25 protein-coding genes are annotated in these 26,186 nt (G+C 69.2%); 13 read left to right on the top strand and 12 right to left on the bottom strand.

The annotated features are described in order from the left end of the window. Positions 1-69 precede the first annotated feature (69 nt). Positions 70-657 carry a Uma2 family endonuclease gene (locus HFP15_RS30010; protein ID WP_168520139.1) on the top strand — a complete coding sequence of 196 codons (588 nt, stop codon included), beginning with the start codon at positions 70-72 and terminating at the stop codon, positions 655-657. A gap of 4 nt (positions 658-661) precedes the next feature. Here the strand turns inward: HFP15_RS30010 and radA are convergent, their stop codons facing one another. Continuing rightward, positions 662-2,020, bottom strand: a complete 1,359-nt coding sequence (radA, locus tag HFP15_RS30005) for a DNA repair protein RadA (protein ID WP_168520138.1) — start codon at positions 2,018-2,020, stop codon at positions 662-664. 33 nt (positions 2,021-2,053) lie between these two features. Next, positions 2,054-2,665: a copper chaperone PCu(A)C domain-containing protein gene (locus HFP15_RS30000; RefSeq protein ID WP_168520137.1), complete on the bottom strand. Its 612-nt coding sequence runs from the start codon at positions 2,663-2,665 to the stop codon at positions 2,054-2,056. Positions 2,666-2,940: 275 nt separating this feature from the next. Here HFP15_RS30000 and HFP15_RS29995 point away from each other — a divergent pair, with 275 nt between their 5' ends. The 7 genes from HFP15_RS29995 to HFP15_RS29965 all read left to right on the top strand — a co-directional run bounded on the left by HFP15_RS29995 (position 2,941) and on the right by HFP15_RS29965 (position 9,186). Beyond that, positions 2,941-3,432 (top strand): CarD family transcriptional regulator, encoded by a 492-nt coding sequence (locus HFP15_RS29995; RefSeq protein ID WP_020417039.1) that lies wholly within the window; start codon positions 2,941-2,943, stop codon positions 3,430-3,432. 6 nt (positions 3,433-3,438) lie between these two features. Continuing rightward, a complete protein-coding gene (locus tag HFP15_RS29990) occupies positions 3,439-4,107 on the top strand; it encodes an IspD/TarI family cytidylyltransferase (protein WP_168520136.1) in 669 nt (222 codons plus the stop codon). Beyond that, positions 4,104-4,571: a 2-C-methyl-D-erythritol 2,4-cyclodiphosphate synthase gene (gene ispF / locus HFP15_RS29985; protein ID WP_168520135.1), complete on the top strand. Its 468-nt coding sequence runs from the start codon at positions 4,104-4,106 to the stop codon at positions 4,569-4,571. Before HFP15_RS29990 ends, ispF begins: the two co-directional genes overlap by 4 nt. A gap of 46 nt (positions 4,572-4,617) precedes the next feature. Next, the gene (locus HFP15_RS29980) at positions 4,618-5,304 is read left to right on the top strand and encodes an HAD family hydrolase (protein WP_168520134.1); all 687 of its coding nucleotides are present in this window, start codon (positions 4,618-4,620) and stop codon (positions 5,302-5,304) included. 17 nt (positions 5,305-5,321) lie between these two features. After that, positions 5,322-6,713: a cysteine--tRNA ligase gene (cysS, locus tag HFP15_RS29975; protein WP_168520133.1), complete on the top strand. Its 1,392-nt coding sequence runs from the start codon at positions 5,322-5,324 to the stop codon at positions 6,711-6,713. Between the two features lie 5 nt (positions 6,714-6,718). Then, positions 6,719-7,675 (top strand): 23S rRNA (guanosine(2251)-2'-O)-methyltransferase RlmB, encoded by a 957-nt coding sequence (gene rlmB / locus HFP15_RS29970; RefSeq protein WP_168520132.1) that lies wholly within the window; start codon positions 6,719-6,721, stop codon positions 7,673-7,675. A 77-nt stretch (positions 7,676-7,752) separates the two neighbouring features. Further along, entirely contained in the window at positions 7,753-9,186 is a 1,434-nt protein-coding gene (locus HFP15_RS29965; RefSeq protein ID WP_168520131.1) for an MBOAT family O-acyltransferase, read from the top strand. Positions 9,187-9,192: 6 nt separating this feature from the next. Here HFP15_RS29965 and HFP15_RS29960 read toward each other — a convergent pair whose 3' ends face one another. From HFP15_RS29960 to HFP15_RS29920, 9 genes are all read right to left on the bottom strand, one after another. Continuing rightward, entirely contained in the window at positions 9,193-9,348 is a 156-nt protein-coding gene (locus HFP15_RS29960; protein ID WP_168520130.1) for a hypothetical protein, read from the bottom strand. Positions 9,349-9,442: 94 nt separating this feature from the next. Beyond that, positions 9,443-10,156, bottom strand: a complete 714-nt coding sequence (locus HFP15_RS29955) for a methyltransferase (protein WP_246272156.1) — start codon at positions 10,154-10,156, stop codon at positions 9,443-9,445. 53 nt (positions 10,157-10,209) lie between these two features. Beyond that, positions 10,210-11,847, bottom strand: coding sequence for an APC family permease (locus HFP15_RS29950; RefSeq protein ID WP_246272155.1), 1,638 nt, complete (start codon positions 11,845-11,847; stop codon positions 10,210-10,212). 338 nt (positions 11,848-12,185) lie between these two features. Further along, entirely contained in the window at positions 12,186-12,836 is a 651-nt protein-coding gene (locus HFP15_RS29945) for a class II aldolase/adducin family protein (protein ID WP_168520129.1), read from the bottom strand. Continuing rightward, the gene (locus tag HFP15_RS29940; RefSeq protein WP_168520128.1) at positions 12,833-14,281 is read right to left on the bottom strand and encodes an FGGY-family carbohydrate kinase; all 1,449 of its coding nucleotides are present in this window, start codon (positions 14,279-14,281) and stop codon (positions 12,833-12,835) included. Before HFP15_RS29940 ends, HFP15_RS29945 begins: the two co-directional genes overlap by 4 nt. Then, positions 14,278-15,306, bottom strand: a complete 1,029-nt coding sequence (locus tag HFP15_RS29935; RefSeq protein ID WP_168520166.1) for a 2-hydroxyacid dehydrogenase — start codon at positions 15,304-15,306, stop codon at positions 14,278-14,280. The genes HFP15_RS29940 and HFP15_RS29935 overlap by 4 nt, the downstream gene beginning before the upstream one ends. 31 nt (positions 15,307-15,337) lie before the next feature. Further along, on the bottom strand, positions 15,338-15,802 hold the full coding sequence (locus tag HFP15_RS29930; RefSeq protein ID WP_168520127.1) for a ribose-5-phosphate isomerase: 465 nt from the start codon (positions 15,800-15,802) through the stop codon (positions 15,338-15,340). Then, entirely contained in the window at positions 15,802-17,478 is a 1,677-nt protein-coding gene (locus HFP15_RS29925) for a dihydroxyacetone kinase family protein (protein WP_168520126.1), read from the bottom strand. The genes HFP15_RS29930 and HFP15_RS29925 overlap by 1 nt, the downstream gene beginning before the upstream one ends. Next, complete coding sequence (locus HFP15_RS29920) at positions 17,475-18,152, bottom strand: HAD family hydrolase (protein ID WP_168520125.1); 678 nt, start codon at positions 18,150-18,152, stop codon at positions 17,475-17,477. Before HFP15_RS29920 ends, HFP15_RS29925 begins: the two co-directional genes overlap by 4 nt. A gap of 68 nt (positions 18,153-18,220) precedes the next feature. Between HFP15_RS29920 and HFP15_RS29915 the strand changes: the two genes are divergently transcribed. From HFP15_RS29915 to HFP15_RS29900, 4 genes are all read left to right on the top strand, one after another. Further along, positions 18,221-18,826 (top strand): histidine phosphatase family protein, encoded by a 606-nt coding sequence (locus HFP15_RS29915; protein ID WP_168520124.1) that lies wholly within the window; start codon positions 18,221-18,223, stop codon positions 18,824-18,826. A gap of 13 nt (positions 18,827-18,839) precedes the next feature. Further along, the gene (locus HFP15_RS29910; protein ID WP_168520123.1) at positions 18,840-19,631 is read left to right on the top strand and encodes a DeoR/GlpR family DNA-binding transcription regulator; all 792 of its coding nucleotides are present in this window, start codon (positions 18,840-18,842) and stop codon (positions 19,629-19,631) included. Between the two features lie 72 nt (positions 19,632-19,703). Beyond that, positions 19,704-21,035: an MFS transporter gene (locus HFP15_RS29905; RefSeq protein WP_210718049.1), complete on the top strand. Its 1,332-nt coding sequence runs from the start codon at positions 19,704-19,706 to the stop codon at positions 21,033-21,035. Next, the gene (locus HFP15_RS29900) at positions 21,032-22,420 is read left to right on the top strand and encodes an FGGY-family carbohydrate kinase (RefSeq protein WP_168520122.1); all 1,389 of its coding nucleotides are present in this window, start codon (positions 21,032-21,034) and stop codon (positions 22,418-22,420) included. Before HFP15_RS29905 ends, HFP15_RS29900 begins: the two co-directional genes overlap by 4 nt. Before the next feature lie 1,206 nt (positions 22,421-23,626). Here HFP15_RS29900 and HFP15_RS29895 read toward each other — a convergent pair. Then, positions 23,627-24,766: a coiled-coil domain-containing protein gene (locus tag HFP15_RS29895; RefSeq protein WP_246272154.1), complete on the bottom strand. Its 1,140-nt coding sequence runs from the start codon at positions 24,764-24,766 to the stop codon at positions 23,627-23,629. Positions 24,767-24,988: 222 nt separating this feature from the next. Here HFP15_RS29895 and HFP15_RS29890 point away from each other — a divergent pair, with 222 nt between their 5' ends. Next, positions 24,989-26,164 (top strand): DUF445 family protein, encoded by a 1,176-nt coding sequence (locus tag HFP15_RS29890; protein WP_210718057.1) that lies wholly within the window; start codon positions 24,989-24,991, stop codon positions 26,162-26,164. Positions 26,165-26,186 lie beyond the last annotated feature (22 nt).

The following is a 26,186-nucleotide window of genomic DNA, read 5'->3' as shown; positions in this document are numbered from 1 at the left end:
GCTCGGGTGGTGTTGTGGAGCCCGATAACATCAACCCTGGGGCGAAAGGCCGGAGGCAAGGGAGGGCGGATGACCGCACAACTCGCGGAGCAGGCGTACAAGCGCGCGCTCGGCCCCACCACGGTCGAGGACTGGCTGGCGGCGGAGGAGCCTGCCGATGGTTCACGCCTCGAGCTGATTCTGGGGTACTACGCGATGACACCGCCGCCGTCGGGCTCCCACCAAGACGTGACCGCTGAGCTGACCGGCTTGGTGCGGGCCGCCGTCAAGGCAGCCGGCCGCACCGATCTGCACGGTCTACCAGGCGTCGGCGTACCGATCAGCACGCCGCTGCGCACCGCGCTCATCCCTGACCTCGTGGTGGTCGACGTCGACGTCTGCCGCCTCGTGTTCGAGCCCAAGAACGTGCTCCTGGCCGTCGAGGTGTGGTCGCCGGGCAACAGCCAGAAAGAGCGCGAGACCAAGATGGCCGCCTACGCCGAGGCGCGAATCCCGTACGTGTGGCTCCTCGAAACCCCGCCAGGCAAACCCGTCGTGTTCCGCGGCTACGAACTCGACGACGCCGACTACGTCCAGGTGGTCGAGGCCACCGACGGCGAGACCGTCACCGCCCCGGGCCCGCTCCCAGTCGAGATCGACACCTCACGCCTGCGCTGACGCCTCACGCGTGGTGGGCGGCGTTCAGGGCCTCCGCGACGTTGGACACCTCCAAGACCCGGATGCCGTCCGGCAGCTTGCCGGGATCCGGCGGCACGATGGCGTGCGTGAAGCCCAGCCGCGCGGCCTCGGCGAGCCTGCGCCCCACGCCGGTGACCCGGCGGATCTCACCGGCCAGCCCGACCTCGCCGAGCGCCACCAGCCGCGGCGACAGCGGCACGTCCCGCACCGAGGACGAGATCGCCAGCACCACCGCCAGGTCGATGGCAGGCTCGGTCACCTTCATCCCGCCGACCGTCGCCGCATAGACGTCCTGCTCCCCGAAACGCACGCCGCCCCGTTTCTCCAGCACCGCCAGCACCATGCCGACCCGCGCCGAGTCCAGCCCGCTCACGGCCCGGCGGGGCTGCGGCAGGCTGCTCTTCGACACCAGCGCCTGCACCTCGCACAGCAGGGGCCGCTTGCCCTCCACCGTGACGGTGATCGCCGTACCGGGCACCGCGTCCTCGTGCCGGTTCAGGAACAACCCCGACGGATCCGGCACGCCCACGATGCCGTCGTCGCGCAGTTCGAAGCACCCGATCTCGTCGGCCGGACCGAACCGGTTCTTCACCCCGCGCACCAGGCGCAGCGTGGAATGCCGGTCACCCTCGAAGTGCAGCACCACGTCGACCAGGTGCTCCAGCACGCGCGGTCCGGCCACCGAACCGTCCTTGGTGACATGTCCCACCAGCACGATCGGCAGGCCGCGCTCCTTCGCCAGCGCGACCAGCCCGGCCGTGACGGCACGGACCTGGGTGACCCCGCCGGGCGCGCCCTCCGCCTGCGGGGACGCCATGGTCTGCACCGAGTCCACGATCAGCACCCCCGGCGCGACCGCGTCCACGTGGCCGAGGATCGCCGACAGATCGCTCTCCGCCGCCAGGAACATCCGCTCGTGCAAGTTCCCGGTTCGCTCCGCGCGCAACCGCACCTGCCCCGCGGACTCCTCACCGGTCACGTACAGCGCGGGCGCCGACGAACCCGCCGCCCACTGGTAGGCGACCTCGAGCAGCAGGGTGGACTTGCCGACGCCGGGCTCACCGGCCAGCAACACGACGGCGCCAGGTACGAGCCCGCCACCGAGCACCCGGTCGAGTTCGGCGACCCCGGTCGCGCGGGCCCGCGCCGCCTCGAGATCGACCTGCGCGATGGGTTTGGCCGGCGCGCTCGGCGCTCCGGCCGCGACCCGCGCTATCGCCGGGCGCGCGTCACCGCGCTCCTCGATGGTGCCCCACGCGTGACACTCCGGGCACCGCCCGACCCACTTGGCCGCCTCGTACCCGCACTCACCGCAGCGGTAGCTACTGCCCTTCTTGACCACGGTCCGGGACGTTAGCGCCCGGCACCGACAATCTCAGTGACCCGCGCCGGTGCTGCTCTGCGCCGCGCCGCAGCTGAGCGCCTTGGTCGGCGCGTTGACCGGGAGCTGCACGGTCAGCGGGCCCGCGGTGCGGAAGGTGAACGTGACCGGGACCAGCATGCCGGGCCACACGACGGACTTCAGCCCCTGCAGCTCGATCGTGCCGTGCCCGATCCTTGACGAGGCACCGGCGGACGGCTGGGTCGATGCGGAGGTGGACGTGGGCTCCGACGCCGACTCGGTTCCGTTCGCCGGGCCGACGACCAGCTTGCTCGCCGCGACGATCGTCTTCTGCCCGCCGATGGTCGCGCTCGCGGCGTTCGGCGAGGTGACCGAGACCAGCTCGTCGTCGGCGGAGCCGTCGTTGGCGATGGTCAGCGCGAGCGGCGCGTTGCTTCCCGCGGCGTATGCCTGGTCGCAGGTGTCGCGGTTGACGATGCCCGCGTTGCGCACGGAAACCTTGCCGGCGGACGCGAGTGCGCCGTTGACCGCGGGCAGCATGGTGTCGGTCTGGGTGATCTGGCCGGCACCGCACCCGGCGAGAACAAGCGCGGCACCAAGGCCGAGCACGCTCGTTCCGAGCACACGACGTTTCTGCAGCCTCACGGTCTTCAGTCCCTCCTAGAGCCCGCGTTACTACTGCGCAGACTAGCCGGGGCCTCTCGGCGGCCCGGAACCCGGTATCACCTGCGCCCGTTCAACCGTCCACTGTGGATTCGTGATCATCGGGCGAACCACCTGCATGAGCACGGCCCGTGTAGATTTGTCAACCCCCCGTGCGACCCGCCCCAGGGCCCTGACCTGCGAGGACGATCTCGGCCCGCTAGGTGGGCCCGCTCGCCACGTGCTAACATGGAGCCAGCGAAAGGGGCAGAGGACACATGGTTTTCAAGGTCGGAGAGACCGTCGTCTACCCGCACCACGGTGCCGCACTCATCGAAGCCATCGAGACCCGCGTGATCAAGGGCGAGGAGAAGCAGTACCTCGTCCTCAAAGTCGCGCAGGGAGATCTCACGGTTCGCGTTCCCGCTGACAACGCCGAGATCGTCGGTGTTCGGGACGTCGTCGGCCAGGATGGTCTGAACCGCGTTTTCGACGTGCTGCGTGCTCCCCACACCGAAGAGCCCACGAACTGGTCTCGTCGGTACAAGGCCAACCTCGAGAAGCTCGCCTCCGGCGATGTGAACAAGGTGGCCGAAGTGGTGCGCGACCTCTGGCGGCGAGAGAAGGACCGAGGCCTTTCCGCTGGTGAGAAGCGGATGCTGGCGAAGGCCCGGCAGATTCTGGTAAGTGAACTGGCCCTGGCGGAGGGCACCGACGAGGGCAAGGCGGAAACGCTCCTCGACGAGGTGCTGGAAACCGCGGCGGTCTAGCTCGAATTGCGAAACCCTGGCGGGGCGGCACGCGCGGCTGCGCTCGTTCTCGCCGGTTCCGGGGAGCCGGACGTCTTGGTCCGGGTCCACGGTGAACCACTGCTCACGCACGCCGTTCGCGGCCTGCTCGACGTGGGTTGCATGAATCGGCTGGTCGTGGCCGTGCCGTCGCGAATACTCGGCTCTTGCGAAGCGATCGTGCGGGAACTGCCCGGCACCGGCAAAAGGTGCCGGGTAATTCCCGGCGGCGCCGATCGTGCCGAATCGCTCCGGCTCGCCTACGAGGCGGTCCGCGATGAGCATTACGACGCGTATTTGGTGCATGACGCAGCGCGTCCATTCGTTCCCCCTGCCACCGTCGCCGCGGTGGCCGAAGCTGTTTTTCAAGGAGCTGGGGCAGTCGCCCCGGTATTACCCGTGACCGACACAGTCAAACTGGTGGATCCGGCGGGCGTGATCGTCACCACGAAGGACCGCGCGCAGCTGCGCACCATCCAGTCTCCCTTGGGCTGCACCGAGGGCGTGCTGCGCGACGCGTGCGCACGCGGCGTGGATCTACTGTCCGAACCGCCCGGTACGGTACGCACCGTCGCCGGTCATCCCAACGCGATCCGGCTCGCGACGCCGTTCGACCTGGCGGTCGCGGAGGCGTTGTTACTCGAGGAGCGAGCTTGAGGGTCGGCACCGGCGTCGACGTGCATCCCGTGGAGAAGGGCCGCGAATGCTGGATCGCCGGTCTGCTCTGGGACGGCGTGGACGGTTGCGCGGGGCATTCCGACGGTGACGTGGCCGCGCACGCGCTGTGCGACGCGATGCTCGCGGCAGCCGGGCTCGGCGATCTCGGCGCGGTGTTCGGCACCGGCCATCCGCGCTGGGCGGGCGCGCACGGGGCGGAACTGCTCGGTGAGGTGCGGCGCCGGATCGAGGCGGCGGGCTGGCGGCTGGGCAACGCGTCCGTGCAGATCATCGGCAACGCGCCGCGTGTCGGCAAACGTCGCGAGGAGGCGCAGGACGTGCTGGGCAAGGCGGCGGGCGGCCCGGTCAGCGTCGCGGGCACCACCACCGACGGCCTCGGCCTGACGGGCCGGGGCGAGGGCCTCGCGGCGATCGCGAACGCCCTGCTTGTATCCGCGGAGTAGGTCACAACTCGCACATGCGGTGCCTACCGCCCGTTAGCCTGGAGTCGTGACGATTCGGGCGGTGATGTTCGACTTTTCCGGCACGGTGTTCCGGCTCGAACAGGACGAGAGCTGGCTGACCCACCTCAAGGACGCCAACGGTGATCCGCTGGACGTCGAGGCACAGACCGAGTTGATGCGGCGCATGACGGCGCCCAGCGGCCAGGTCGTTCAGCTGACCGAGGAGTACCAGTACGCGTGGGAGAACCGCGATCTGGATCCGGCACTGCACCGCAAGATCTATCTTGAAGTTCTGCGGAAATCCGGGTTGCCACAGGCCGAACAGGCCAAGGCGCTCTACGACCGGATGGTCGACCCTGGCGAATGGGTGCCCTATCCCGACACCGAGGCCGTGCTCAAGGGTGCCGCGGGCCGCGGCGTGAAGGTCGGCGTGCTGAGCAACATCGCCTTCGACATCCGCCCCGCGTTCTCCGCACGCGGGTTCGACGCCTACGTCGACGAGTTCGTGCTCTCCTTCGAGGAAGGCGTGATCAAGCCGGATCCGGCGATCTTCCGCATCCTGCTCGACCGGCTCGGCGTCGCACCCGAGGAGACGCTCATGATCGGCGACAGCGAAGAGGCCGATGGCGGGGCGAAGGCGCTGGGCTGTGCGTTCGCGCTGGTCGATCCGCTGCCCACCACCGAGCGTCCGGACGGCCTGCTCACTGCCCTGCGCACGCACGGGGTTCTCTAGACCCGTACCATTTCGGGGTGGCCCTACACCTCTACGACACCGCGACCAGGAGCGTGCGGGAATTCCATCCCGCCCGTAGTGGAACGGCGTCGATGTACGTGTGTGGGGCGACCGTGCAGGGCATCCCGCACATCGGGCACGTCCGCGGCGCGCTGAACTACGACGTGCTGCGCCGCTGGCTCGTCCATAATGGACTCGACGTGCTGTTCGTACGCAACGTCACCGACATCGACGACAAGATCCTCGCCAAGGCCGCCGACGCCGGGCGCCCGTGGTGGGAATGGGCGTTCACGCACGAGCGCGCGTTCGAGAACGCCTACACCACGCTCGGCTGCCTGCCGCCGTCGATCGCGCCGCGCGCCACCGGGCACGTCACGCAGATGATCGAGCTGATGCAGCGGCTCATCGACTCCGGGCACGCGTACGCCGCGGGCGGTGACGTGTACTTCGCGGTGAACACCTTCGACAGCTACGGCGCGCTGTCCCGCCAGAAGCTCGACGAGGTGCAGCAGGGCGAGTCGCTGGCCGAGGGCAAACGCGATCCGCGCGACTTCACGCTGTGGAAGAGCGCCAAACCCGGTGAGCCGTCGTGGCCGACGCCGTGGGGCGCAGGCCGTCCCGGCTGGCACCTGGAGTGCTCGGCGATGGCGACCACCTATCTCGGCGCCGAGTTCGACATCCACGGCGGCGGCGTGGATCTGGTGTTCCCGCACCACGAGAACGAACGCGCCCAGTCGCACGCCGCCGGCGACCCGTTCGCGCGGTTCTGGCTGCACAACGCGTGGGTGACGCTGTCCGGCGAGAAGATGTCGAAGTCGCTGGGCAACGTCGTGTCGATCGACGTGATGCTGCGGAACTACCGGGCCGTCGAACTGCGCTACTACCTGATCCAGCCGCACTACCGGTCCACGATCGAGTACTCCGACGGCGCGTTGTCCGAGGCCGCACAGGGTTACCGGCGGATCGAGCAGTTCGTGCACCGCGTGGCGAGCAGGCTCGGCGAGGTCACGACCGGCTCGCCGGCCCCGGAGTTCGCCGCGGCGATGGACGACGATCTGGCCACGCCCGCCGCCGTCGCGGTGGTGCACAACGCGGTGCGCGAGGGCAACGCCGCGCTGGACGGCGGCAACGACGACGCCGCACGCGCCGCGGCCGCATCCGTGCGGGCGATGATGGGCGTGCTGGGCCTCGATCCGCTGGACCCGCGGTGGGCGGAGGCGGCGGGCACCGAGTCCCCGGCGCGCGAGGCGCTGGGCGATCTCGTCGACGGAATGCTGGCCGAACGCCAGGAGGCACGGGCCGCACGCGATTTCGCGCGTGCGGACGCGGTGCGGGATCGCTTGCTCAAGGCCGGAATCTCGGTCGAAGACACCCCAGATGGTCCACTGTGGACCGTGAAGGACGCTTAGTCACCATGGCTGGAAACTCCAAACGCCGGGGCGCGACCCGCAATCCCGGCACCAAGAAGGGTGCCGTCAAGGGCTCCGGCGGTCAGCGCCGCAAGTCCCTGGAAGGCAAGGGCCCGACGCCGCGCGCGGAGATGCGGCCGGGTCATCCGGCGCAGCGCCGCGCGATGGCCGCCGCCAAGGCCGCGGAACGGCGCGACAAGAAGGGCGAGGGCCCCGAGATCATCGCGGGCCGCAACCCGGTCGTCGAGGCGCTGCGCGCGGACGTGCCCGGCACGACGCTGTACGTCGCGCTGAACATCGAGGCCGACGACCGCGTCACCGAGGCCGTGCGGCTCGCCGCGGACCGGGGCATCTCGATCATGGAGGTGCCCCGTGACGAGCTGGACCGCAAGACCAACCGCGCGGTGCACCAGGGACTCGGCCTGCAGGTGCCGCCGTTCGAGTACGCGCATCCCGACGACCTGTTGCAGGCCGCCCGTGATTCGGGCGAGCCGCCGCTGCTGGTCGCGCTGGACGGGGTCACCGATCCGCGCAATCTCGGTGCGGTGGTGCGCTCGGCGGCCGCGTTCGGCGCGCACGGCGTGCTGCTGCCGGGCCGCCGCAGTGCGGGCATGACGGCGGTCGCGTGGCGGACGAGCGCGGGCACGGCCGCGAAGCTGCCGATCGCGGTGGCCACGAACCTCACCCGCCAGCTGAAGTCCTGGGCCGGCGAGGGGCTGATGATCGCGGGCCTGGACGCCGACGGTTCGGTCGACATCGACACCATGGATATCGCCACCGACCCGTTAGTCGTGGTGCTCGGCTCGGAAGGTCGCGGGCTGTCCCGGCTGGTGCGGGAAACGTGCGATTTCACGGTGTCCATTCCGATGGCCGCCGGGGTCGAGTCGTTGAACGCGTCGGTGGCCGCGGCCGTCCTGCTCGCCGAGGTCGCGCGGCGCCGCCGCATCGCGGGCCGGGTCTGATCACGCTCACCCGGAGTTCACCCCGACGGAGCAGCGCGGTCGGTTAAGGTCATCAGGCTGCTGTCGATGGGGGCCCGATGTCGTTCGCTTCACCGTTGTTCCTGTGGTACTTCCTGCCGGCGTTGCTGCTCGCCGTGCTGGTTCTGCCGCGGAGCTGGCGGAACGGCATCATCGCGGTGGCCAGCGTGGTGTTCTACGCCAGTGGTGCGGGCGCGTTCACGCTGCTGCTGCTCGCGTGCATGGTGGTGAACTTCTTCGTCGGCATCGCGCTCGAGCCCAGCGAGTGGGATCTGAAGTCGAAGCGGCGGCGCAAGCTGCTGATCGGTGTGATCACTTTCGACGTCGGAATGCTGGTGATCTGGAAGTACGCCGGGTTCGCCACACAGCAGTTCGACTACTTCGCGCGGATCTTCGGCGGCGACTTCCCGGTCGTGCACCTCGCGCTGCCGATCGGGATCTCGTTCTTCACGTTCCACCACATCTCGTACGTGGTCGACATCTACCGTGGGGAGCGGCCCGCGCTGCGCAACCCCGTGTCGTTCATGACATACATCGCGATGTTTCCGCAGCTCGTGGCGGGTCCGATCGTGCGGTACCGGGAGATCGCCGACCAGCTGCCGCAGCACCGTTCGCACCGGCTGGACGACATCGCCGCGGGTTTCCCGCGGTTCGCGCTCGGGCTGTGCAAGAAGGTCATCATCGCGGACTCGCTGAACCCGATGGTCGAGGCGTGCTTCGCGACCCCGTCGCACGAGATGACCTTCGGCGTGGCCTGGCTGGGGGCGGTCGGGTACACGCTGCAGCTGTTCTTCGACTTCTCGGGCTACTCGGACATGGCGATCGGGCTGGGCCGGATGCTGGGTTTCCGGCTGCCGGAGAACTTCGCGCGGCCATACTCGTCGGTGACGGTGACCGAGTTCTGGCGGCGCTGGCACATGTCGCTGTCGCGCTGGTTCCGGGACTACGTGTACATCTCGCTGGGCGGCAACCGGCGCGGCCCGGCGAAGACGTACCGGAACCTGTGCATCGTGTTCGTGCTGACCGGCTTCTGGCACGGCGCGAACTGGACCTTCCTCGTGTGGGGTTGTTACCACGGCGCGCTGCTGATCATCGAGCGCGCGTTCCATCTCGACCAGACGCCGTCCTCCCGCGCGGGCATGCTGGGGCGGCGCTTGCTGACGCTGGTGCTGGTCGTCTTCGGCTGGGTTTTCTTCAAGGCCCCGGATATCGGTCACGCGCTGACGATGATCGGGCACATGTTCCTGCCGGACTTCTCGGGCCTGACCGACGTGGTCAGCGCGGCGCTGACGAACCAGCGGCTGGTGATCCTGCTGGCGTCGCTCGCCGTGGTGTTCCTGCCAGCGCACCCGGTGACGGGTCCGCTGATCGAATCGTCCCGCACCCGCCCGGCGACGAGCCTGCGAATCGGCGTGATGACAGCGGGAATCGCGTATGCGGCCATTCTGGTGGCGAACGGGACCTTCAGTCCGTTTCTGTACTACCAGTTCTGAGCCGCGTCAGAGCTCGCGCAGGTCGGCGAAGGCCTGGGTGATCAGCGCGCCCAGGCCGTCGCTCGGATCGGCCCACCGCAGACGGGCCGCGTGGCCGAACGCCGCCATGCCGACTTCCGCCGCCAGCGCGGCCTGCGGCCGGTTGTTTCCCAGGAACGGCACCACCCGCGCGGAAGGCTTGCAGGACCACGTCGAGCGGCGGCGATCCCGATCGCACGGACCTTCGCCTTGGAGGATTTGCGGAGCGCACTCGACCTCAGCGAAGGCGGCCGCGGCCGCGGGAAGGTCGTGGTGCTGACAAGCTCATCCGGTAGGTGAAGTAGGCGTCGTCCCCGGATTCGCGTTCGGCCAGGACGGTGTGGGAGAAGCCCGCGCCCTCGGCCAGGTGGAGCAGATACGCCAGGTCGCCCGTAGTGCCGAAGAAGACGAGCATCCGGCCGCCGGGGGTCAGATGGGTGCGCGCTTCACCGAAGAAGCGAGTCATGGCTGCGTAGTTCTCGTCGGTGGAGGCCATCTCGAACGAGTCGCGGGGGCGGAACCAACGAAACGGCGGATCGAACACAATGAGGTCGAAGGCGCCCTCGACGGCGCCGAACACGTCGTTTTCGCGGACCTCGACCAGATCCTCGAAACCGTTGCGCCGCACGTTGTTCCGGGCGGTCGTCACCGCATCGGGGTTGATATCGACCGCCAGCACCGAAGCGCCTTGCGAGGCTGCCAGTATCGCGTTCACGCCGCTGCCAGTACCCATATCGAGCACCCGCTCACCGGCACCGACCTCGTTGAGAACTGCCTGGCCGAGCAAGTTCGAGACGGGCGTGATCGGCATGACTCCGGGTGGGATGACGAGTTCACAACCCAGGTAGGTCACGTCCTGGCGCGCGCGGCGGCCGCGCCGGTACGCCCGTTCCTGCCACTCGCGAAGGCACGCGGCGCGCTCCGCGGACATCATCGGGCGGTACTCGTCCATAAGTCGAAACCAGTTCCTGGCGGGCGGCCCCACTGGCCGCCCGCCAGGATCGCTCACGCCGCCAGTTCGGCGGCCTCGCGGTCGACCGTCGCCTTCACCTTGTCGCTGTCCATCGCGAGGCTGACCGCCCAGTAGAAGATCGCCAGGCTGAACGCGATCACGACCACCAGGTCGACCCACTCCGGCAGCACCTTGAGGTTCCCGCTCTCGCCGTAGCGGCCGACGTACCCGATCAGCACCTGGCCACCCAGCCACGGCGCGATCCACACACCCGCCTTCCAGTCGACGGCGGGCCGTTCGGCCGCCGTCATCGTCAGGCGTCCGCCGAGGAACAGCAGGAAACCGATCACGATCGCGATCACGATCTTCCACGTGATGTCGAACCCGCTCCAGTAGATGACGAGGTTCGCCGCGACGAAACCGGCCGGGGCGATCAGTTTCGGCGCCGGTGCGCGGTAGGGGCGCGGGCGGTCGGGGTCGCGCTTGCGCAGCGCGGCCATCGCCACCGGTGCGAACGCGTACATGATCGCCGTCGCCGAAGTGATCACGCTGACCAGCGACTGCCAGCTCGGGAACGGCAGGAACATGATCTCGCCGACCACGAACGACAGCACGATCGACCACACCGGGACACCGCGAATGCTCAGTTTGCCCAGCGTCTTCGGCAGCATCTTGTCCCGGCCCATCGCGTACGACAGCCGCGAGGACGTGCCGAGGTAGAGCAGACCGGTGCCGGCTGGTGAGACGAACGCGTCGGCATAAAGGATGTACGCGAGCCAGCCCGCGCCGGCGAGTGTCGCCAATGTGGCGTAGGGACCGAACGAGCCCTTTTCGATCGGGTTGTCCCAGCCGTGCACGAGGGCGGCCGGGTCGAGCGCACCGATGAAGACGACTTCCAGCAGCAGGTAGATGATCGTGCCGATGACCATCGCCGTGATGATCGCGCGCGAGATGTCCTTCTGCGGGTTGCGTGCCTCGCCGCCGACCTGGACGGCCTGCTCGAATCCTTGCAGCGCGAACACGACACCCACCGGCAGTGCGGCGAACACGCCGTGCGCTCCGGCGGGGGCGAACCCACCGCCCGCGGTGAAGTTGCCGGGGTGGAAGCGCATCGCGAGCAGGACCACGATGGTGATCAGTGGTACCGCGGTCTTCCAGATGACCGTCGCGCTGTTGCTCTCCGACAGGAGTTTCACGCCGACGAGGTTGATGAACGTGAAGATCGCCATCAGCAGCGTGGCCCAGCCGAACCCGCTCGCGGTCAGCGTGCCGCTGGGGGTCAGCAGGTTCAGGTTTTCCTTGATCCAGGTGATGTTGTCGAGATATTCGAGGCTGGCCTCGACCTCGACCGGCGCGAGCGCGACGGCCTGGAGCCAGGCGACCCAGCCCCCGACGAACCCGCCGACGACGCCGTACGCGAGGAGCGGGAAGCGGGCGGTGCCGCCGGCTGCCGGGTACGCGGCGCCCAGTTCGGCGTGGATCAACGCCAGGGTGGCCATGATGAGCGCGGTCAGCACCCACGACAGCAGCGAGGCCGGTCCGGCGACCTTCGCCGCTTTGAGCGCGCCGAGCAGCCAGCCCGAACCGATGATCGACCCGAGCGAGACGAACATCAGCCCGTAGAAACCGACCGATCTGCGAAGATGCGGTTGATTTGTTTCCAACTGCGTCGACTGGGCCGGTTTGACCATCTAGTGCCCTCATTCCAGTTCGGCCGTGGCGGATTTTGTCCGTTTTGAGCTGCGCATTAACCGAAAAGCCCTGGTGGAGCAAGTACCCGAACGGTTTCTTGCGCAATCACAACGGGCAATGATGGCGAACTCTACGGGAAGAGGGAACGGCCGACCTGTAACAGGTCAGTTTCATTCATTCAAAAAGGACATTTGGCAATAAGTTCACGTGCGGGAGGTTCGAGGCTCGACCTCCGCCGGCGGATGGATACCGGACTCGCGACGAGCAGCGGGCACCGGGCGCTCACCGCCTGTCCCGCCTCAACAACCCGCAGCGCCTTCAGCCCCGCGGCGACAGCTCAGCGCTGCCCGTAGCCGCGCAGTTTGTCCACCACGTGATTGATCTCCGTCGGAGGCAGCAGGCTCGGTGTGCCCGCCGAGCGCGCGACCAGCCACACCTGGGACACCCACTCCAGCTGTTGTGCCCGGTGGTATGCCGCCTCGAGACTCTCGCCATAGGTGATGGTGCCGTGGTTGGCCAGCAGGCAGCCACGGCGTTCCTCGAGCGCGGCGAGCATCGCGTCCGCCAGTTCCGGGGTGCCGTAGGTGGCATACTTCGCGACCCGTGCGCTTGCTCCGATCGCAGCCACCATGTAGTGGATCGGCGGCAGCTCTTCGACCAAAGTGGACACTGCGGTGGCGTATACGGAATGCGTGTGCACGACGGCGTTGACCGCCTTGCCGTCCGGGTCCGCGGCCTTGCCGTACACCGTCAGGTGCATGGGCAGCTCGCTTGTCGGCCGCAGTCCGCCGTCCACAATGGACCCATCGAGCGACACGACGGGCACGTCCTGGGAACGCAGCGTCGCGTAGTCGACACCCGTCGGCGTGACGGCGACCAGGTCGCCGGAACGCATCGAGACGTTGCCGGACGTGCCGACCACCAGCCCGTCCGCCGTCATGCGCCGTGCGTACTCGCATACCGCGGCTCGTTCCTCCGAGAGGATCACAGGCGCCACAACCCCTTCGCCGCCGCGAGCGACGCCTGGTAGTCGGCGTAACCGCGCTGGTAGAAATCCACGTTCTCGGGCACGAACTCCACGGTACGGGAGTTGCTCGCCCAGAGTTCGACGTCGAACGGCTCGCCGAGCGACTCCGCCGCGACCAGCACCGCGCCCCGCGCGCCGACACCCGGATCACTGGGGATCACGATCGACCGCCCGAGCACGTCCGCGAAGATCTGCGTCCACTCGGCCGAACGCACCCCACCGCCACATGCGTAAAGCGTGCCCGACAGGCCGGCAGCCTCGAAGCAATGCCTTGCCGCGTAAGCGATCGACTCGCACAACGCGCGCATGATGTCGGCTCGCCCGTGCTCGAGGCTCAGCCCGGAGAACTGCGCACGCGCCGCCGCGTCCACGAACGGTGCACGCTCGCCGGAAGCCGACAGGAACGGCAGCGCGCGCACCCCGTTGGCACCCGGCACACTCTCGGCCAACAGCGAGCCGACCTGCTGCACCTCGGTGCCCAGCAGTTTGCACGCCCAGTCGATGCTCGCGGTGCCGACCATCGCGGGCATCGCGCGCAGGTACTGAGCGACGTTCGGGGTGGACAGGAACATGCCGGCGGGCTCGCCCTCGGGATCGAACTCGGCGCTGTCGGTCAGCACCTGGCAGGCCAGCGTGGTGCCCGCGGTCAGGATGCCGTCGCCCGGCTCGCGAACACCCGCGCCGATCGCACTGGCGGGCAGGTCGAACGGGCCGGCCGTGACCGGGAGACCGCTGGGCAGGCCGAGCAGCTCCGCGCCGTGCGCGTTGAGGTGGAACACCGCCCTCGGCGGCGCGGGCTCGGCCAGCAGGCCACGCCGGTGGCCGAGCCCGCAGGACGCGATCGCCTTCTCGTCGTAATGCCGGGTCGCCGGATCGAGGAAGGGCAGCGAGGCGTCGGACACGTCCACCGTGATCTCGCCGGTCAGCCGCTGCACGACGCCGTCGACGCAGTAGCCCGCGACCGCGGCCCGGTCGAGCACCTCGGGCTCGTGCTCGTCCAAATAGGACAGTACGGCGGCGGCGCAGCCGGGGAACATGCCGGAACCCGTGCGGCGGAACACTTCCCGCATCACGCCGCCGGCCTGCCATTTCGCCAGCAGCGCGTTCGCCCGTCCGTCGAGCCAGGAGATGGCCGGGCGGACCGCGTTACCGTGCTCGTCGCGCATCCACACGCCGTCGCCTTGGCCGGTCAGCGCGAGCGCGGTGACCGGTCCGTCGATGGCCGAGGCGACCTCCCTGACGACGGTGGCCACGGTGCCGACGACCTGGTCGAGGTCCTGCTCCACCCGTCCGCCTGGCAGGTGGTGGACTTCCGAAGGCGTGCAGGCCTGGGCGATCGACACGCCCGAGCGGTCGAAGACCACGGCCTTCGTCAGCGAGGTACCGATGTCGACGCCGATGATCATCGCAGGGCTTCCGGGTTCGCGACGTTGAGCAGCTTCTCCCCGCGCGCATAGCGGCCCACCTCGGCGGCGACGATGCGGGCCGCCCGCTCGGCGGTCTGCCTGCTGCAGCCGGCCAGGTGCGGCGTCGCGATCACGTTCGGCGCATCGCGCAGCGGCCAGTCGGCGGGCGGAGGCTCCACGTCGTACACGTCCAGCGCCAGCGCGCCGAGCCGGCCGCTGCGCAGCAGGTCCGGCAGCGGTGCGTAGTCCAGCAGGCCACCGCGCGCGGAGTTGACCAGCACCGCGCCCTCGGGCAGCAGCGCCAGCTTTTCGGCGTTGATCAGGTGCTTGGTCTGCTCGGTGAGCCGCGCGTGCAGGCTCACCACGGGACTGCGGCGCAGCAGTTCGTCGAGCTCGACCAGTTCGGCGCCGTCGGCGGCGATCTTGGCCGGATCCGCGAAGGGGTCCGAGACCAGCACGCGCGCACCGAAAGCCTGCAGCACCTTCGCGACCCTGGACCCGATCGCGCCGTAACCGACCAGGCCAACGGTCGAGCCTTCCAGCTCGAGACCCGCGTTGGCGTAGGCGTAGTAGTCGCCACGCCACTGGCCGCCGAGGAGTTCGGCGGACGCGGTCGAGATGCGTCGCATACCGGCCAGGATCAGGCCGATCGCGAACTCCGCGGCTGCGGCGGCGTTGCGTCCGGGTGCGAAGGTGACCGCGACACCCGCCTCGGTGGCCGCGGCGAGGTCGACGTTCACCGGGCCGCCGCGCGAGACCGACACCATCTTCAGCTCGGGCGCGGCGGCGAAGACCTTCTTGGTGAACGGCGCCATCTGGGTCACCGCGACCTCGGCGCCGCCGAGAGCCTCGATGACCTGGTCCTCGGTGCCGCTGGCCTCGTGCACGTTGGCGACCGGGCCGAACGGCTCGACCGGCCATGGCAGCGACATCCGGGTGAACTCGGCGTCGGCGACCTCGGCGCGCACCGCTTCGATGAGCAGCCCGGTCCCGACGAACTCGTCTCCTGCAGCGAGTACCCGCAACGTCATTGTTCCTCTCACTGGTGCCGCGGCGTCAGCTCGCGGCGTGGACCTGCTCGTATTCGGTGATGTGCGCGACCTTGGCGGCGCTGGCCGAGGACGGGTCGAAGGTGTAGCCGAGCCATTCGGTGACGATCTTCTTCGCCAGCTCCGGACCGATCACGCGCGCACCGAACGTGATGACCTGGCAGTTGTTCGATTTGATCGAGCGCTCGGCCGAGTAGGAGTCGTGCGCCACCGTGGCCCGCACACCGGGGACCTTGTTCGCCGAGATCGCCACGCCGATACCGGTGCCGCACACCAGCACGCCGCGGTCGGCCTCGCCGTTCGCGATCTTCTCGGCTGCCGCGAGCCCGAGTACAGGGTACGCACGGTCGTCATCAGGGCTGTCGACGCCGACATCGATCACCTCGGTGACCCGCCGGTCGTTCTTGAGCAGGTCTCGGACCTCGTTCTTGAGCAGCACACCCGCGTTGTCCGCGGCCACAACCACCCGCATCAGTCTGTCCTTCCCAACACTTCGCCGACCGCCGTGACGATCAGCGCGAACGACGTGGCGCCGGGGTCGGCGTGCCCCTGACTGCGCTGCGCGAGCCGTGCCGCGCGGCCTTTGGCGGGCAGCAGGTTCGCGGTGTCCTGCGCGGCCAGCGTCGCGCCCTGCGCGGCCTTGCGCCACGCGTCGGCGACGCCGGAATCGGCGTGTTCCCGCAGCGCGGCACGGAACGGCTCGATCCCGTCGAGCATCGTCTTGTCGCCCGGCTCGGCCTTGCCCAGCTCGACGAACGCCCTGACTGCACCGTCCACCGCGTCGGCCACCGTGTGCGCCGTGATCTCGCCGCGCAGGCCCGCACCGGTCTCGGCGAGCAGCACGCCGTAGAGCGCACCGGAGGCGCCACCCGCGGCGTCCGCGAACGCCGTGCCCGCCGCGAGCAGCGCGTCCGCGACGGACTCCCCCTCCAACCGGCGAGCCGCGGCCACCGCCGCCCGGATACCGCGCGTCATGCCGAGCCCGTGGTCCCCGTCGGCGGCCACCGCGTCGAGCCTGCCCAGTTCGGCCTCGTTCTCCTCGATGCTGTGCATGGCCGCGGTCAGCGCCCGATCGACGATCCCCCTGCCATCGCCTTCCGGCCTTGCCAACGCGTGATCCACAGTGGACGAAAGCGGCACGGACTCGAGTTGGATTCCGCTGCCACGGTAGCCGGGCGAGGAGCACGGCGCGGCGTACAGTTCGGCCAGCTCGTCATCCAGCACCATCACCGACAGGGACACGCCCGCCATGTTCAGCGACGTGACGAACTCGCCGACCTCGATGTGCACCGGGTCGAGCCCGGCCGCGGCAAGACGCTCGTGCACGCGCTTGTAGGCGACGAACATTTCCTCGTACTTGGTGCGGCCCAGCCCGTTGAGCATGACCGCGACCCGCCCGTCTCCGGTGGGAAGTTCGGGCAGTAGGCCGTCGACGAGCTCGTCGGCAAGCTCGACGGCACCGAGGCGGCCGACGGTGCGCACACCCGGCTCGCCGTGGATGCCAAGCCCCAGCTCCATCTCGCTGTCGGAGACGGTGAACAGTGGCTCGTCCGCTCCTGGCAGCGTGCAGCCGCCGAACGCCGCACCGAACGTGCGGGTGGCCGCGTTCGCCTTGACCGCTGCCGCATACACACCGTCGAGGTCGTCGCCCCGCTCGGCCGCCGCTCCGGCGATCTTGAAGACGAAGAAGTCGCCCGCGACGCCGCGGCGGCTCTCCGGCTTGTCCGCGGGGCCGCTGGCGACGTCGTCGGTGACCAGGATCGTGCGGCTGTCGATGCCCTCGGCGGCCAGCCGGCGCGCCGCGAGTCCGAAGTGGAGCACGTCGCCCTGGTAGTTGCCGTAGCCGAAAAGGACGCCGGCGCCGCCGTCGGCCGCCCGTGCCGTGCGGTAGACCTGCTCGGCGCTCGGGCTGGTGAACACGTCGCCGACCACCGCACCGTCCGCGAGGCCGGGGCCGACGAGACCGGCGAAAGCCGGGTAGTGCCCGCAGCCGCCGCCGATGACGACGGCGACCTTGCCCCGGCGCGGCACGTGGCGGCCGACCACCCCGTAGGCGTCCGGCACCTTGCGGACCTCGCGCCCGTAGGCGGTGACGAATCCGTCGAGCCAGTCTCGTTTGAATGTCTCGGCGGTCCCCAGCACGGTCATGATCGCACCAACTCCCCGGTGAGATAGGCGAGCAGCTTCTTGCGGACGTCGTCGTTGCTGTCCGCCACCTCGGCGGCCAGTTCGAGCGCGTCAGGCTTGGGCGGATACGTCGGATTCGGCAGCGCGATGACGGTGAGCCCGGCTGCCGCGGCCGCGCGGATCCCGTTACTCGAGTCCTCCACCCCGAGGCACCGCTCCCCGCCGAATCCCAGCCTGGACGCGGCCTCGGCGTAGACGTCCGGGCTCGGTTTACCCCTCGGCACCTCGGCGCTGGACACTGTCGCGGCGAACTCACCGGTCAGGCCGTGCGTGGCGAGCACGGCGTCGATCACGCGACGGGCGGCCGACGACGCGAGCGCGACGGGAACCAGCGCGGCCACGTCCCGCACCATGGCGCCCGCGCCGGGCAGGAGCGGCGCCTCGCCCGCCTCGATCGAGGCGATCATGCCGTCGACGACGGCGCGCTCGACCTGCTCGACCGTCTCCGGGGTGCCGCTGCGGCTGCCGAGGTAGGCGGCCCACTCCGGCGCACTCATGCCCTGCACGGTCGCGGTGTCCTCGGCCGTCCACTCGACACCGTGCTTGGCGGCGTAGGCGACCCAGTTCTCCTCCCAGAGGTGTTCACTTTCGACCAGCACCCCATCGAGGTCGAACACCACCGCGGCGAACCCCATGAAACATCCCCTTTCACGCTTGAGATGTTAAATTAACACTCAGAACGAGATTTGTCACGGGAGGATTGATGAGCACCCGGCTCCTGCTGGTCCGGCACGGCGAAACCGAGTGGCACGCCGAGAACCGGTACGCCGGCACCAGCGACGTGGCGTTGACCGACCTCGGCCTGCGCCAGGCCGAACAGCTGGGCGAGTTCCTCGCCGCGCGGCCCGATCCACCCGTAGCGGTTTACGCCTCACCGCTCGGGAGGGCGCAGCGCACGGCAGAGTCGCCGGCGAAGAAGCTGGGGCTGACCATCGAGACCGTCGAGGAACTGAGCGAGGTCCACTTCGGACTCGCCGAGGGCCGCGTGCTCAGCGAAATGCCCGCGGACCTGGTGGAACGCTTCCGCGTGGACCCGGTCGCGAACGCGTTCCCGGACGCGGAACCGCCTGTGGAAGCCGCGGAGCGTGGTGTTCGCGCACTGCGGAATATCGCCCAGCGCGAACGGGGACGGCGCGTACTGGTCGTCGCGCACAACACCCTGCTCCGGCTCACACTCTGCCGGTTGCTGGGCATCCCGCTCGCGCGCTATCGCGACGTGTTCCCCCGGATCGAGAACGCCGCGATCACCGAGATCGGCATCGACGGGAACGACACAAGCCTGCGCCGTTTCAACCTGCCGACGCAGTGAGATGCTTGTCCGTATGAACGATTCGTCGGGCAGCGGCGGCGCGCGCACTCGCACCAGCCGGCAACAGCGGATCACCGACTATGTGGTGAACAAGGGGTCCGCCTCGGCGGCCGAGCTGGCCGAACTGACCGGGGTCAGCGTGATGACCGTACACCGCGATCTGGACGAGCTGGCCCGGCGCGGCCTGTTGCGCAAGTTCCGTGGCGGCGTCACCGCACAGCCTTCGACGGTGTTCGAGAGCAACTCCGAGTACCGCCTGAACGCACACGTCGAGGCGAAGGCCGCGATCGCCCGTGAGGCATTGCGCCTGGTCGAGCCGGGTATGTCGATCCTGCTCGACGACTCGACCAGCGCTCTCGCGCTCGCGAAGCTGCTCCACGAGGTCACGCCGCTGACCGTGGCCACGAACTACCTCCGCGCGATCGAGCTACTCAAAGACGTCGAAGACATCAGGCTGATCTGCATCGGCGGCGACTACTCGGCGACGCACGACTCGTTCCTCGGGATGCCCTGCCTCGAGGCGATCGAGCGGATCACCGTGGACACGACCTTCGTTTCGACGTCGGCCATGAACGCCGACATGACCTTCCACCAGGAGCCGGAGATCGTGATGGTCAAGCGCGCGATGCTGGCCAGCGCGCAGACCCGGGTCCTGCTGATGGATTCCAGCAAGATGCCGCGCACGGCCCTGCACCGGCTCGCGCCGATCAGCGATTACAACGAGCTGATTATCGACTCGGGTACCGCGAAGCCCCTGGTCGAGGACCTGCGCAGCCGGACGAAGGTCGACATCGCCTGGTTCTGATCCCAAATCACATCTTGCCTGTGAAATTCACATGGGTCATGATACCTTCAGTTTCAGACCCATGGAGGCGTGATGAGTGCGATGACAACATCGAGGTTGTCCGAGCCCGGAGGTGGATTCGCCGGGCTCCTCAACAGGTGGGGACTCCCGGCACCGCTGCTGCTCGGGTATGTCGGCCTGTTGCTGTTCATGGTCGGTGACGGTGTCGAGTCGGGGTTCATCGCGCCGTACATGGCCGATAACGGCGCTGGTAGCGAAATCCACGCGTCTTATGTGATCACGGTGTACGGCGTCGCGGTCATGCTGGCGTCGTGGCTTTCGGGTGCGCTGTCGGAATTGTGGGGCCCGCGCCGGGTGATGCTGGTCGGCCTCGGCATCTGGGTCGTCTTCGACGTGCTGTTCCTCAGCGTCGCGGTGGCGGGCCACAACTACCCGCTGATGCTGATCTTCTACGGCATCCGCGGTTTCGGGTATCCGATGTTCGCGTTCGGGTTCCTGGTGTGGATCACCGCGGTGGCGCCCATCGCGCGGCTCGGCGCTGCGGTCGGCTGGTTCTACTTCGCGTTCACCGGCGGCCTGCCCACCCTCGGTTCGCTGGTCGCGAGCTTCACCAACCCGGTGCTCGGGCACTACGGCACGTTGTGGCTGTCGGTCGGCGTCCTCGCGGTCGGCGGGCTGATCTGCGTGCTCGGTGTGCGGGAGCGCACCGGTTTCCAGCGGCTGGCGCCGCCTGACGTCAAGCCCGTGCAGAGCCTGGTGTCCAGCGTGTCCATCGCATGGAAGAAGCCGCGCGTCGGCCTCGGCATGCTCGCCCGCGTGATCAACACGGCGCCCGAGTTCGGCATGCTGGTGTTCTTCCCGACGATCTTCTCCAATGACATCGGCTTCGGCGAGGGTCGCTGGCTGCTGCTCGTGTCGGTCATCTACGGCACGAACATCTTCTTCAACCTGATCTTCGGCATGCTGTCCGACAAGATCGGCTGGCGGACCACCATCTTCTGGTTCGGCGCGATCGGCTGCGCGATCTCGATCATGCTGCTGTACTTCGTGCCGACCGCTATGGGCGCCAACTACTACTGGCTCGCGTTGATCGTGGGCGCGCTCTACGGCGCGACGCTGGCCGGGTTCGTGCCCATCTCCGCGCTGCTGCCGTCGCTGGCCCCGGAGAACAAGGGCGGCGCGATGGCACTGCTCAACCTCGGTGCCGGTGCGGCCGCGTTCGTCGGGCCCGCGATCGTGAGCGTGTTCCTCGGCCCGGCCGGCGCGGCAGGCGTGGTCATCATCTTCGCGGCGCTGTACCTGGTCGCGGCGGTCATCGTGCGGTTCCTCAAACTGCCCGAGGCCACCGAGGAGGCCATCGCGAAGGATGCCAACCTCCAGCAGGTTTCGGCGGCCACGAATTGACCGTCGTCGGGATCGACGTCGCCACCGCGGGGGTTCGCGCCTTCGCGGTGGCCGACGATGGCCGGGTGCTGGCCAGGGCGTCGGAGTCGCTGCCGGCGCCGGTCCGTTCCGAGGACGGGTGCAGCGAGCAGGACGCCAGCACGTGGTGGCCCGCGGTCGAATCCGTGGTCCGGCAGGTGAGCGAGGGGCTGTCCGTCCAGGCTGTCGCGGTATCGGCGACGTCCGGCACGATCGTCGCGGTCGACGAGCGTGGCGAACCGGTGTCGCCGGCGCTGATGTACGACGACCGGCGCGGCGCCCCGTACAACACGAAGGCCGCGGAGCTGGGCGGCGAGCGGTGGCGTGCGCTCGGCATGTCGGTGTCGCCGACCGCGGCACTCGGCCGGATCGCCTGGCTGCATTCGGCTTTTCCCGATGCTGCCGGGATCGTGCACACGCCCGATCTGATCTGTGCGCGGCTGACCGGCGCGGCGGTCGCGACGGACTGGTCCCATGCGTTGAAGAGCGGGTACGACCCGAGGGCGGGCGAGTGGGCGTTCGAGGTGTTCGACGCGCTCGGTGTGCCGCGCTCGTGGCTGCCCGAGGTGGTCGCACCGACCGCGGCGCTCGGCGAGGTTTCGCGGCCGGTCGCGGGGCTGCCTGCCGGGTGCCGCGTGGTGGCCGGGATGACGGACGGGTGCGCGGGCCAGCTGGCGACGGGAGCCGTGCTGCCGGGCACGTTCGCGGGCATCCTGGGCACGACGTATGTCCTCAAAGGAGTGACCGAACAGCTCGTGCCCGACCCGAGCGGGGCGATGTACAGCCACCGGCACCCCGATGGCTGGTGGCTGCCGGGCGGGGCTTCGAACACCGGTGGCGAGGGGGTCACCGGTGACCTGGCGCGGCTGGACGAACTGGCCGCTCGCGGTCCGGCGAAGGTGGTTGCCTACCCGCTGGCACGTTCCGGAGAGCGCTTTCCGTTCGTCACTCCGGATGCGCGGGGTTTCGTGCTGGGCACGCCCGCTGACGAGGGCGAACTGCACCGCGCCCGGCTCGAAGGAGTCGCCTTCGTGGAGCGGCTCGCGCTGGAGCACCTGCGCGGGCTCGGTGTGGAGGTGCGCGGCCCGCTGCTGGCAGCGGGCGGGGGCAGCAAGAGTCCACTGTGGATCAAGATCCGTGCGACGGTGACCGGGCTGGGGCTGCGGGCGTCCCCCCGAGCGGAGACGGCTTACGGCGCCGCGCTGCTGGCCGCGGCCGCGATCACCCCGGGCGGTCTCGCGGAGGTGAGTGCCCGCCTGCCGGAGGGCGGCACGGTAGTCGACCCGGACCCGACCGAAACGGAGGCGCTGGAGGAGTCCTACCAGCGTTTCGTAGCCGAGCTTCGCGGCCGAGGATGGCTCGCGTAGCGGATCGATGGCCGCGGTTTGCGGCACGGAGGTGACATCGGGTGGCGGCTGGTGGCCGCGCTTTGTGGCACGGGCGACTCGGGTGGCGGCCGGTGGCTGCGGTTCGCGGCCGGAGTGGCTCGCGTGGCGGCTGGCGACCGGCGCCACGCGGCCGCGGTTGGCTCGCATGGCTGGTGGCCGCGGTCCGCGGCCGAGGACGGCTCGGGTGGCTGTGATCCCGTTTCTGGCCGGGGTGGCTCGGATGACGATTGCTGGCCGCGGTTGGTCACCGCGGTTCGCGGCCGGTGATGGCACGGGTAGCGGTTGGTGGCCGCGCTCTGCGGCCGGGGCGGCTCGCGTAGCGACCGGTGTTTGCGGTTCCCTCGGGCAGCTGGACGTGGCCGAGGATCGCGTCCAGGGGTGGCTCGGGTGACAGCTGATGGCGGGGCCTCGCGACTGGGAGTGGCTCGGGTGGCGGTAGGTCGCCGCGGTTCGCTCGCGTAGCGGGCGTGGCCGCGCTTCGCGGCCTGAGCGCGGCTGGCGTAGCGAGTGGTGGCGGTGGTTCGCCCACGCAGCAGGCACTGCCTAGCTCCGCGGCGGGGGCGGCTCGGGTGGCGAGTGGTGACCACCGTTCGCCCAAGTATCGGGTGCGGCCGAGCTCCGCGGCCGAGGCGGCTCGGGTGGCGGTCGGGGGTGGACCCTCGCGGCAGAGCTTCGCCGCAGTCGGCTGGCTCGCCGGAGCGGGCCGCTCCGGCGACCTTCGTGGCGGCACTTCGCGGGCGCGGACGGCTCGAGTGGCGGTCGGCGGCCGCGCCTCGCGGCCTGAGTGGAGCTCGCGTAGCGGCTGGCGACCCCGATTCGCTCGCATAACGGCCATGACCCAGCATCCCGGCCGGTGGCGGGCCGGGTGGCGGTTGGCGGGCCCGACCTCGCGGCTGAGCATCGCGAGCAGAGCGTGGCCGGCACACGCAGAACGTCGCGCGCACCGGCAGAACGTGGCGCACACCGGCAGAGCATGGCCGACCCCGCAGAGCGCGGCGCGCACCGGCAGAGCATGGCCGGCCCGGCAGAGCATGGCACACACCAGCGGAACGCGGCGCGCACCGAAGTGCACCGCGAAGCGTCCCGGCCGCCGCCAGAGCCGCGGGCAGGAGGAAGCGCTTTCTCGGAATGCGAAAAGGGCCGGCCCCGCCGTGGGGAGCCGACCCTTTCGTCCTAAGTGTGTCGTTACGCCGGGACCTTTTCGTCGTCTTCGGCGGGGATCATGTGCTTCAGGGCTTCCTGCAGCGCGGAGTGCGTGGCGGTCAGCCGCTCCGTGACCTCGCGCTTGTACTCGAACGCCTGGGTGCGGTTCTGCTCGGCCTCGGCCTGCTGCCGCTCCGCCTTGGCGACCAGAGTGGACGCCCGGTTCTCGGCCTCGGCGGTCTGCTTCGACAGGCGCTCCTCGGTCTCCGCGACCTTCCGGGCGAGGGCACCCTCGGTCTCGGACACCTTCTTCGCCAGGGAGTTCTCCGTCTCCGACACCTTCCGCGCCAGCGACTCCTCCGTGTCCGACACCTTCCGCGCCAGCGACCCCTCGGTCTCCGACACCTTCCGCGCCAGGGAGCTCTCCGTCTCCGAGACCTTGCGCGCCAGCGACTCCTCCGTCTCGGTGACCTTTGTGGCCAGCGACTCCTCGGTGTCCTTGACCTTGCGCGCCAGCGCCTGCTCAGCCTCGCCGATCCGCCCGGCGAGCTCCTCCTCGGCCTGCTTCTCGGCCGCCGCGCGGCGCTCGTTCGAATCCGCGTCCAGCCGCTCGCGCTCGGCCTGCGCGTCGGCGTTCAGCCGCTGGATCTCGGCGCGCGCGCTGTCCATCAGGTCGTCGTGCTCGGCCTTCAGCCGCGCGGTCAGCCCCTGGTACTCGGCCTCGAGGTCCTCGCGCCGCTGGGCCATCTCGGCCTCGCGCTCGGCGATCCACTTGTCCGTCGCCTTGCGGCTGTCGAGGTCGTACTTCTCGGCCTCGGCGCGGATCTGCTCGGCCTGGTTCTCGGCCTTGGCGCGCAGCTCGGCCATCTCTTCCTCGGCCAGCTGCATCATCGAACGCACGCGCTCGGTCATGTTCGACGCGCTGACCGGGTCGCTCGCCATCCGCGACAGCGCGCTCTTCGTCTCGGCGAGTTCGGACTGCGAGTAGCTCAGCGCCTTGGTCAGTTCGGCGACAGAGTTCATCGCCTCGTCACGGGCCTGTGCGAGTTCCTTCAACTCCGCGGCGAGCTGGTTGAGCCGCTCATCGACCGGCACCCGGTCGTAGCCGCGGAAAACAAGGGGAAAGTGGGGAGCACCGAGCGAGGGCTCGGTGGATTGAATGGGGGACTGGGCAGGAGGCATGGGGCGACCTTAGTGCGTCCGGACGCTGGATTCCAGACCTCCATTCGACTGCTTCTGTCCCGGTGAACGGCTGATCATCTTCCTCCGCCGCACCCAGCGACGGGTGATCCGCTCGAGGCATTCCTGGGTTAACGTTCATCCGGGGAGTCGCGGAGGTGGAGCCCGGTGGACTTACAGCAGGTCATCGCCGACCTGGGTGCACATTGGCCGGTTTACGTCAGCATGCCCTTCATCGCGGCGCTGATCGGATACCTGACCAAACGCGTTGCGATCGAGATGATGTTCCGGCCGATCGAGTTCATCGGCATCAAGCCATTCCTCGGCTGGCAGGGGGTGCTTCCCGCCAACGCCGAGCGGATGGCCGCCACGGCCACCGACATGCTGACCAACACACTGATCGATCCGAAGGAGATCTTCGCCCGCCTCGACCCCGAACAAATCGCCAAAGAGATAGAGGAACCGCTTCTGCGCGTCGTCGAGGACGTCACGCGCGAGGTCATGGAGCAGTACCAGCCGCGGCTGTGGGAAGCGCTGCCGGGCGGCGCGCAGCAACTGCTGCTCAACCGCGTGCGCGCCGAAGCCCCCAAGGCCATCGCGAAGATCATGCGGGAGATCTCCCACGACATCGACTCGGTGCTCGACCTCAAGCACATGGTCGTGACCAATCTCGTCCGCGACAAGTCCCTGCTCAACCGCCTGATCCGCGACATCTCCCGGCCCGAGATGCGGTTCATCGCGCGGTCGGGACTCGTGTTCGGGTTCGCCCTCGGGCTGGTGCAGCTGTCGGTGTGGGCGCTCACCAAATCGCCGCTCGTGCTGCCGGTCTTCGGGCTCGTGATCGGCTGGTTCACCGACTGGCTCGCGCTCAAGATGATCTTCCTGCCGCGCGAGCCTCGGGAGTTCTTCGGCCTCTACACCTGGCAGGGCGTCTTCCAGAAACGCAAGGACGAGGTCTCGGCCGACTACGGCGACATGATCGCCAAGGAGATCATCACCATCCCGAACCTGCTCGAAGCGGTCCTAAGAGGACCGAAATCCGACCGGCTGTTCCAGCTGATCACGCGCGAGGTGCAGCGGACGATCGACACGCAGGCCGGCATCGTCAAACCTTTGGTCGCCGCGGCGGTCGGCTCGCGCACGTTCCAGGAGATGAAGCAGGTCGCCGCGAAGAAGGCGGCCGAACGGGTGCCGGACACGATCCGTTACGCCGAGGATTACGCGGTCAACGCGCTGGATGTCCGCAACACGATCGTCGACCGGATGCGCAAGCTCTCGCCCCCCGAATTCGAGGAACTGCTGCGCCCCGCCTTCCGGCAGGACGAGTGGAAACTCATCGCGGTCGGCGCGATCATCGGCGGACTGGTGGGTGAGCTGCAGGTCATGTTCCTGCTGCACTAGCCTTGCCTCAGCCGACGGGACC

The sequence above is a fragment of the Amycolatopsis acididurans genome (assembly GCF_012328925.1).
Taxonomy (GTDB): Bacteria; Actinomycetota; Actinomycetes; order Mycobacteriales; family Pseudonocardiaceae; genus Amycolatopsis_E; species Amycolatopsis_E acididurans.
Note: the sequence above shows the minus strand (reverse complement) of the source record. Positions and strands in the feature narration are given on the sequence as shown.

Excerpts from the sequence above, each read along its gene's own strand:
- HFP15_RS30010 (WP_168520139.1), top strand. The coding sequence starts at position 70 with ATGACCGCACAACTCGCGGAGCAGGCGTACAAGCGCGCGCTCGGCCCC.
- HFP15_RS29995 (WP_020417039.1), top strand. The coding sequence starts at position 2,941 with ATGGTTTTCAAGGTCGGAGAGACCGTCGTCTACCCGCACCACGGTGCC.
- rlmB (WP_168520132.1), top strand. The coding sequence starts at position 6,719 with ATGGCTGGAAACTCCAAACGCCGGGGCGCGACCCGCAATCCCGGCACC.
- HFP15_RS29965 (WP_168520131.1), top strand. The coding sequence starts at position 7,753 with ATGTCGTTCGCTTCACCGTTGTTCCTGTGGTACTTCCTGCCGGCGTTG.
- HFP15_RS29955 (WP_246272156.1), bottom strand. The coding sequence starts at position 10,156 with ATGGACGAGTACCGCCCGATGATGTCCGCGGAGCGCGCCGCGTGCCTT.
- HFP15_RS29950 (WP_246272155.1), bottom strand. The coding sequence starts at position 11,847 with ATGGTCAAACCGGCCCAGTCGACGCAGTTGGAAACAAATCAACCGCAT.
- HFP15_RS29940 (WP_168520128.1), bottom strand. The coding sequence starts at position 14,281 with ATGATCATCGGCGTCGACATCGGTACCTCGCTGACGAAGGCCGTGGTC.
- HFP15_RS29930 (WP_168520127.1), bottom strand. The coding sequence starts at position 15,802 with ATGCGGGTGGTTGTGGCCGCGGACAACGCGGGTGTGCTGCTCAAGAAC.
- HFP15_RS29925 (WP_168520126.1), bottom strand. The coding sequence starts at position 17,478 with ATGACCGTGCTGGGGACCGCCGAGACATTCAAACGAGACTGGCTCGAC.
- HFP15_RS29920 (WP_168520125.1), bottom strand. The coding sequence starts at position 18,152 with ATGGGGTTCGCCGCGGTGGTGTTCGACCTCGATGGGGTGCTGGTCGAA.
- HFP15_RS29915 (WP_168520124.1), top strand. The coding sequence starts at position 18,221 with ATGAGCACCCGGCTCCTGCTGGTCCGGCACGGCGAAACCGAGTGGCAC.
- HFP15_RS29910 (WP_168520123.1), top strand. The coding sequence starts at position 18,840 with ATGAACGATTCGTCGGGCAGCGGCGGCGCGCGCACTCGCACCAGCCGG.
- HFP15_RS29905 (WP_210718049.1), top strand. The coding sequence starts at position 19,704 with ATGAGTGCGATGACAACATCGAGGTTGTCCGAGCCCGGAGGTGGATTC.
- HFP15_RS29895 (WP_246272154.1), bottom strand. The coding sequence starts at position 24,766 with ATGCCTCCTGCCCAGTCCCCCATTCAATCCACCGAGCCCTCGCTCGGT.
- HFP15_RS29890 (WP_210718057.1), top strand. The coding sequence starts at position 24,989 with ATGCCCTTCATCGCGGCGCTGATCGGATACCTGACCAAACGCGTTGCG.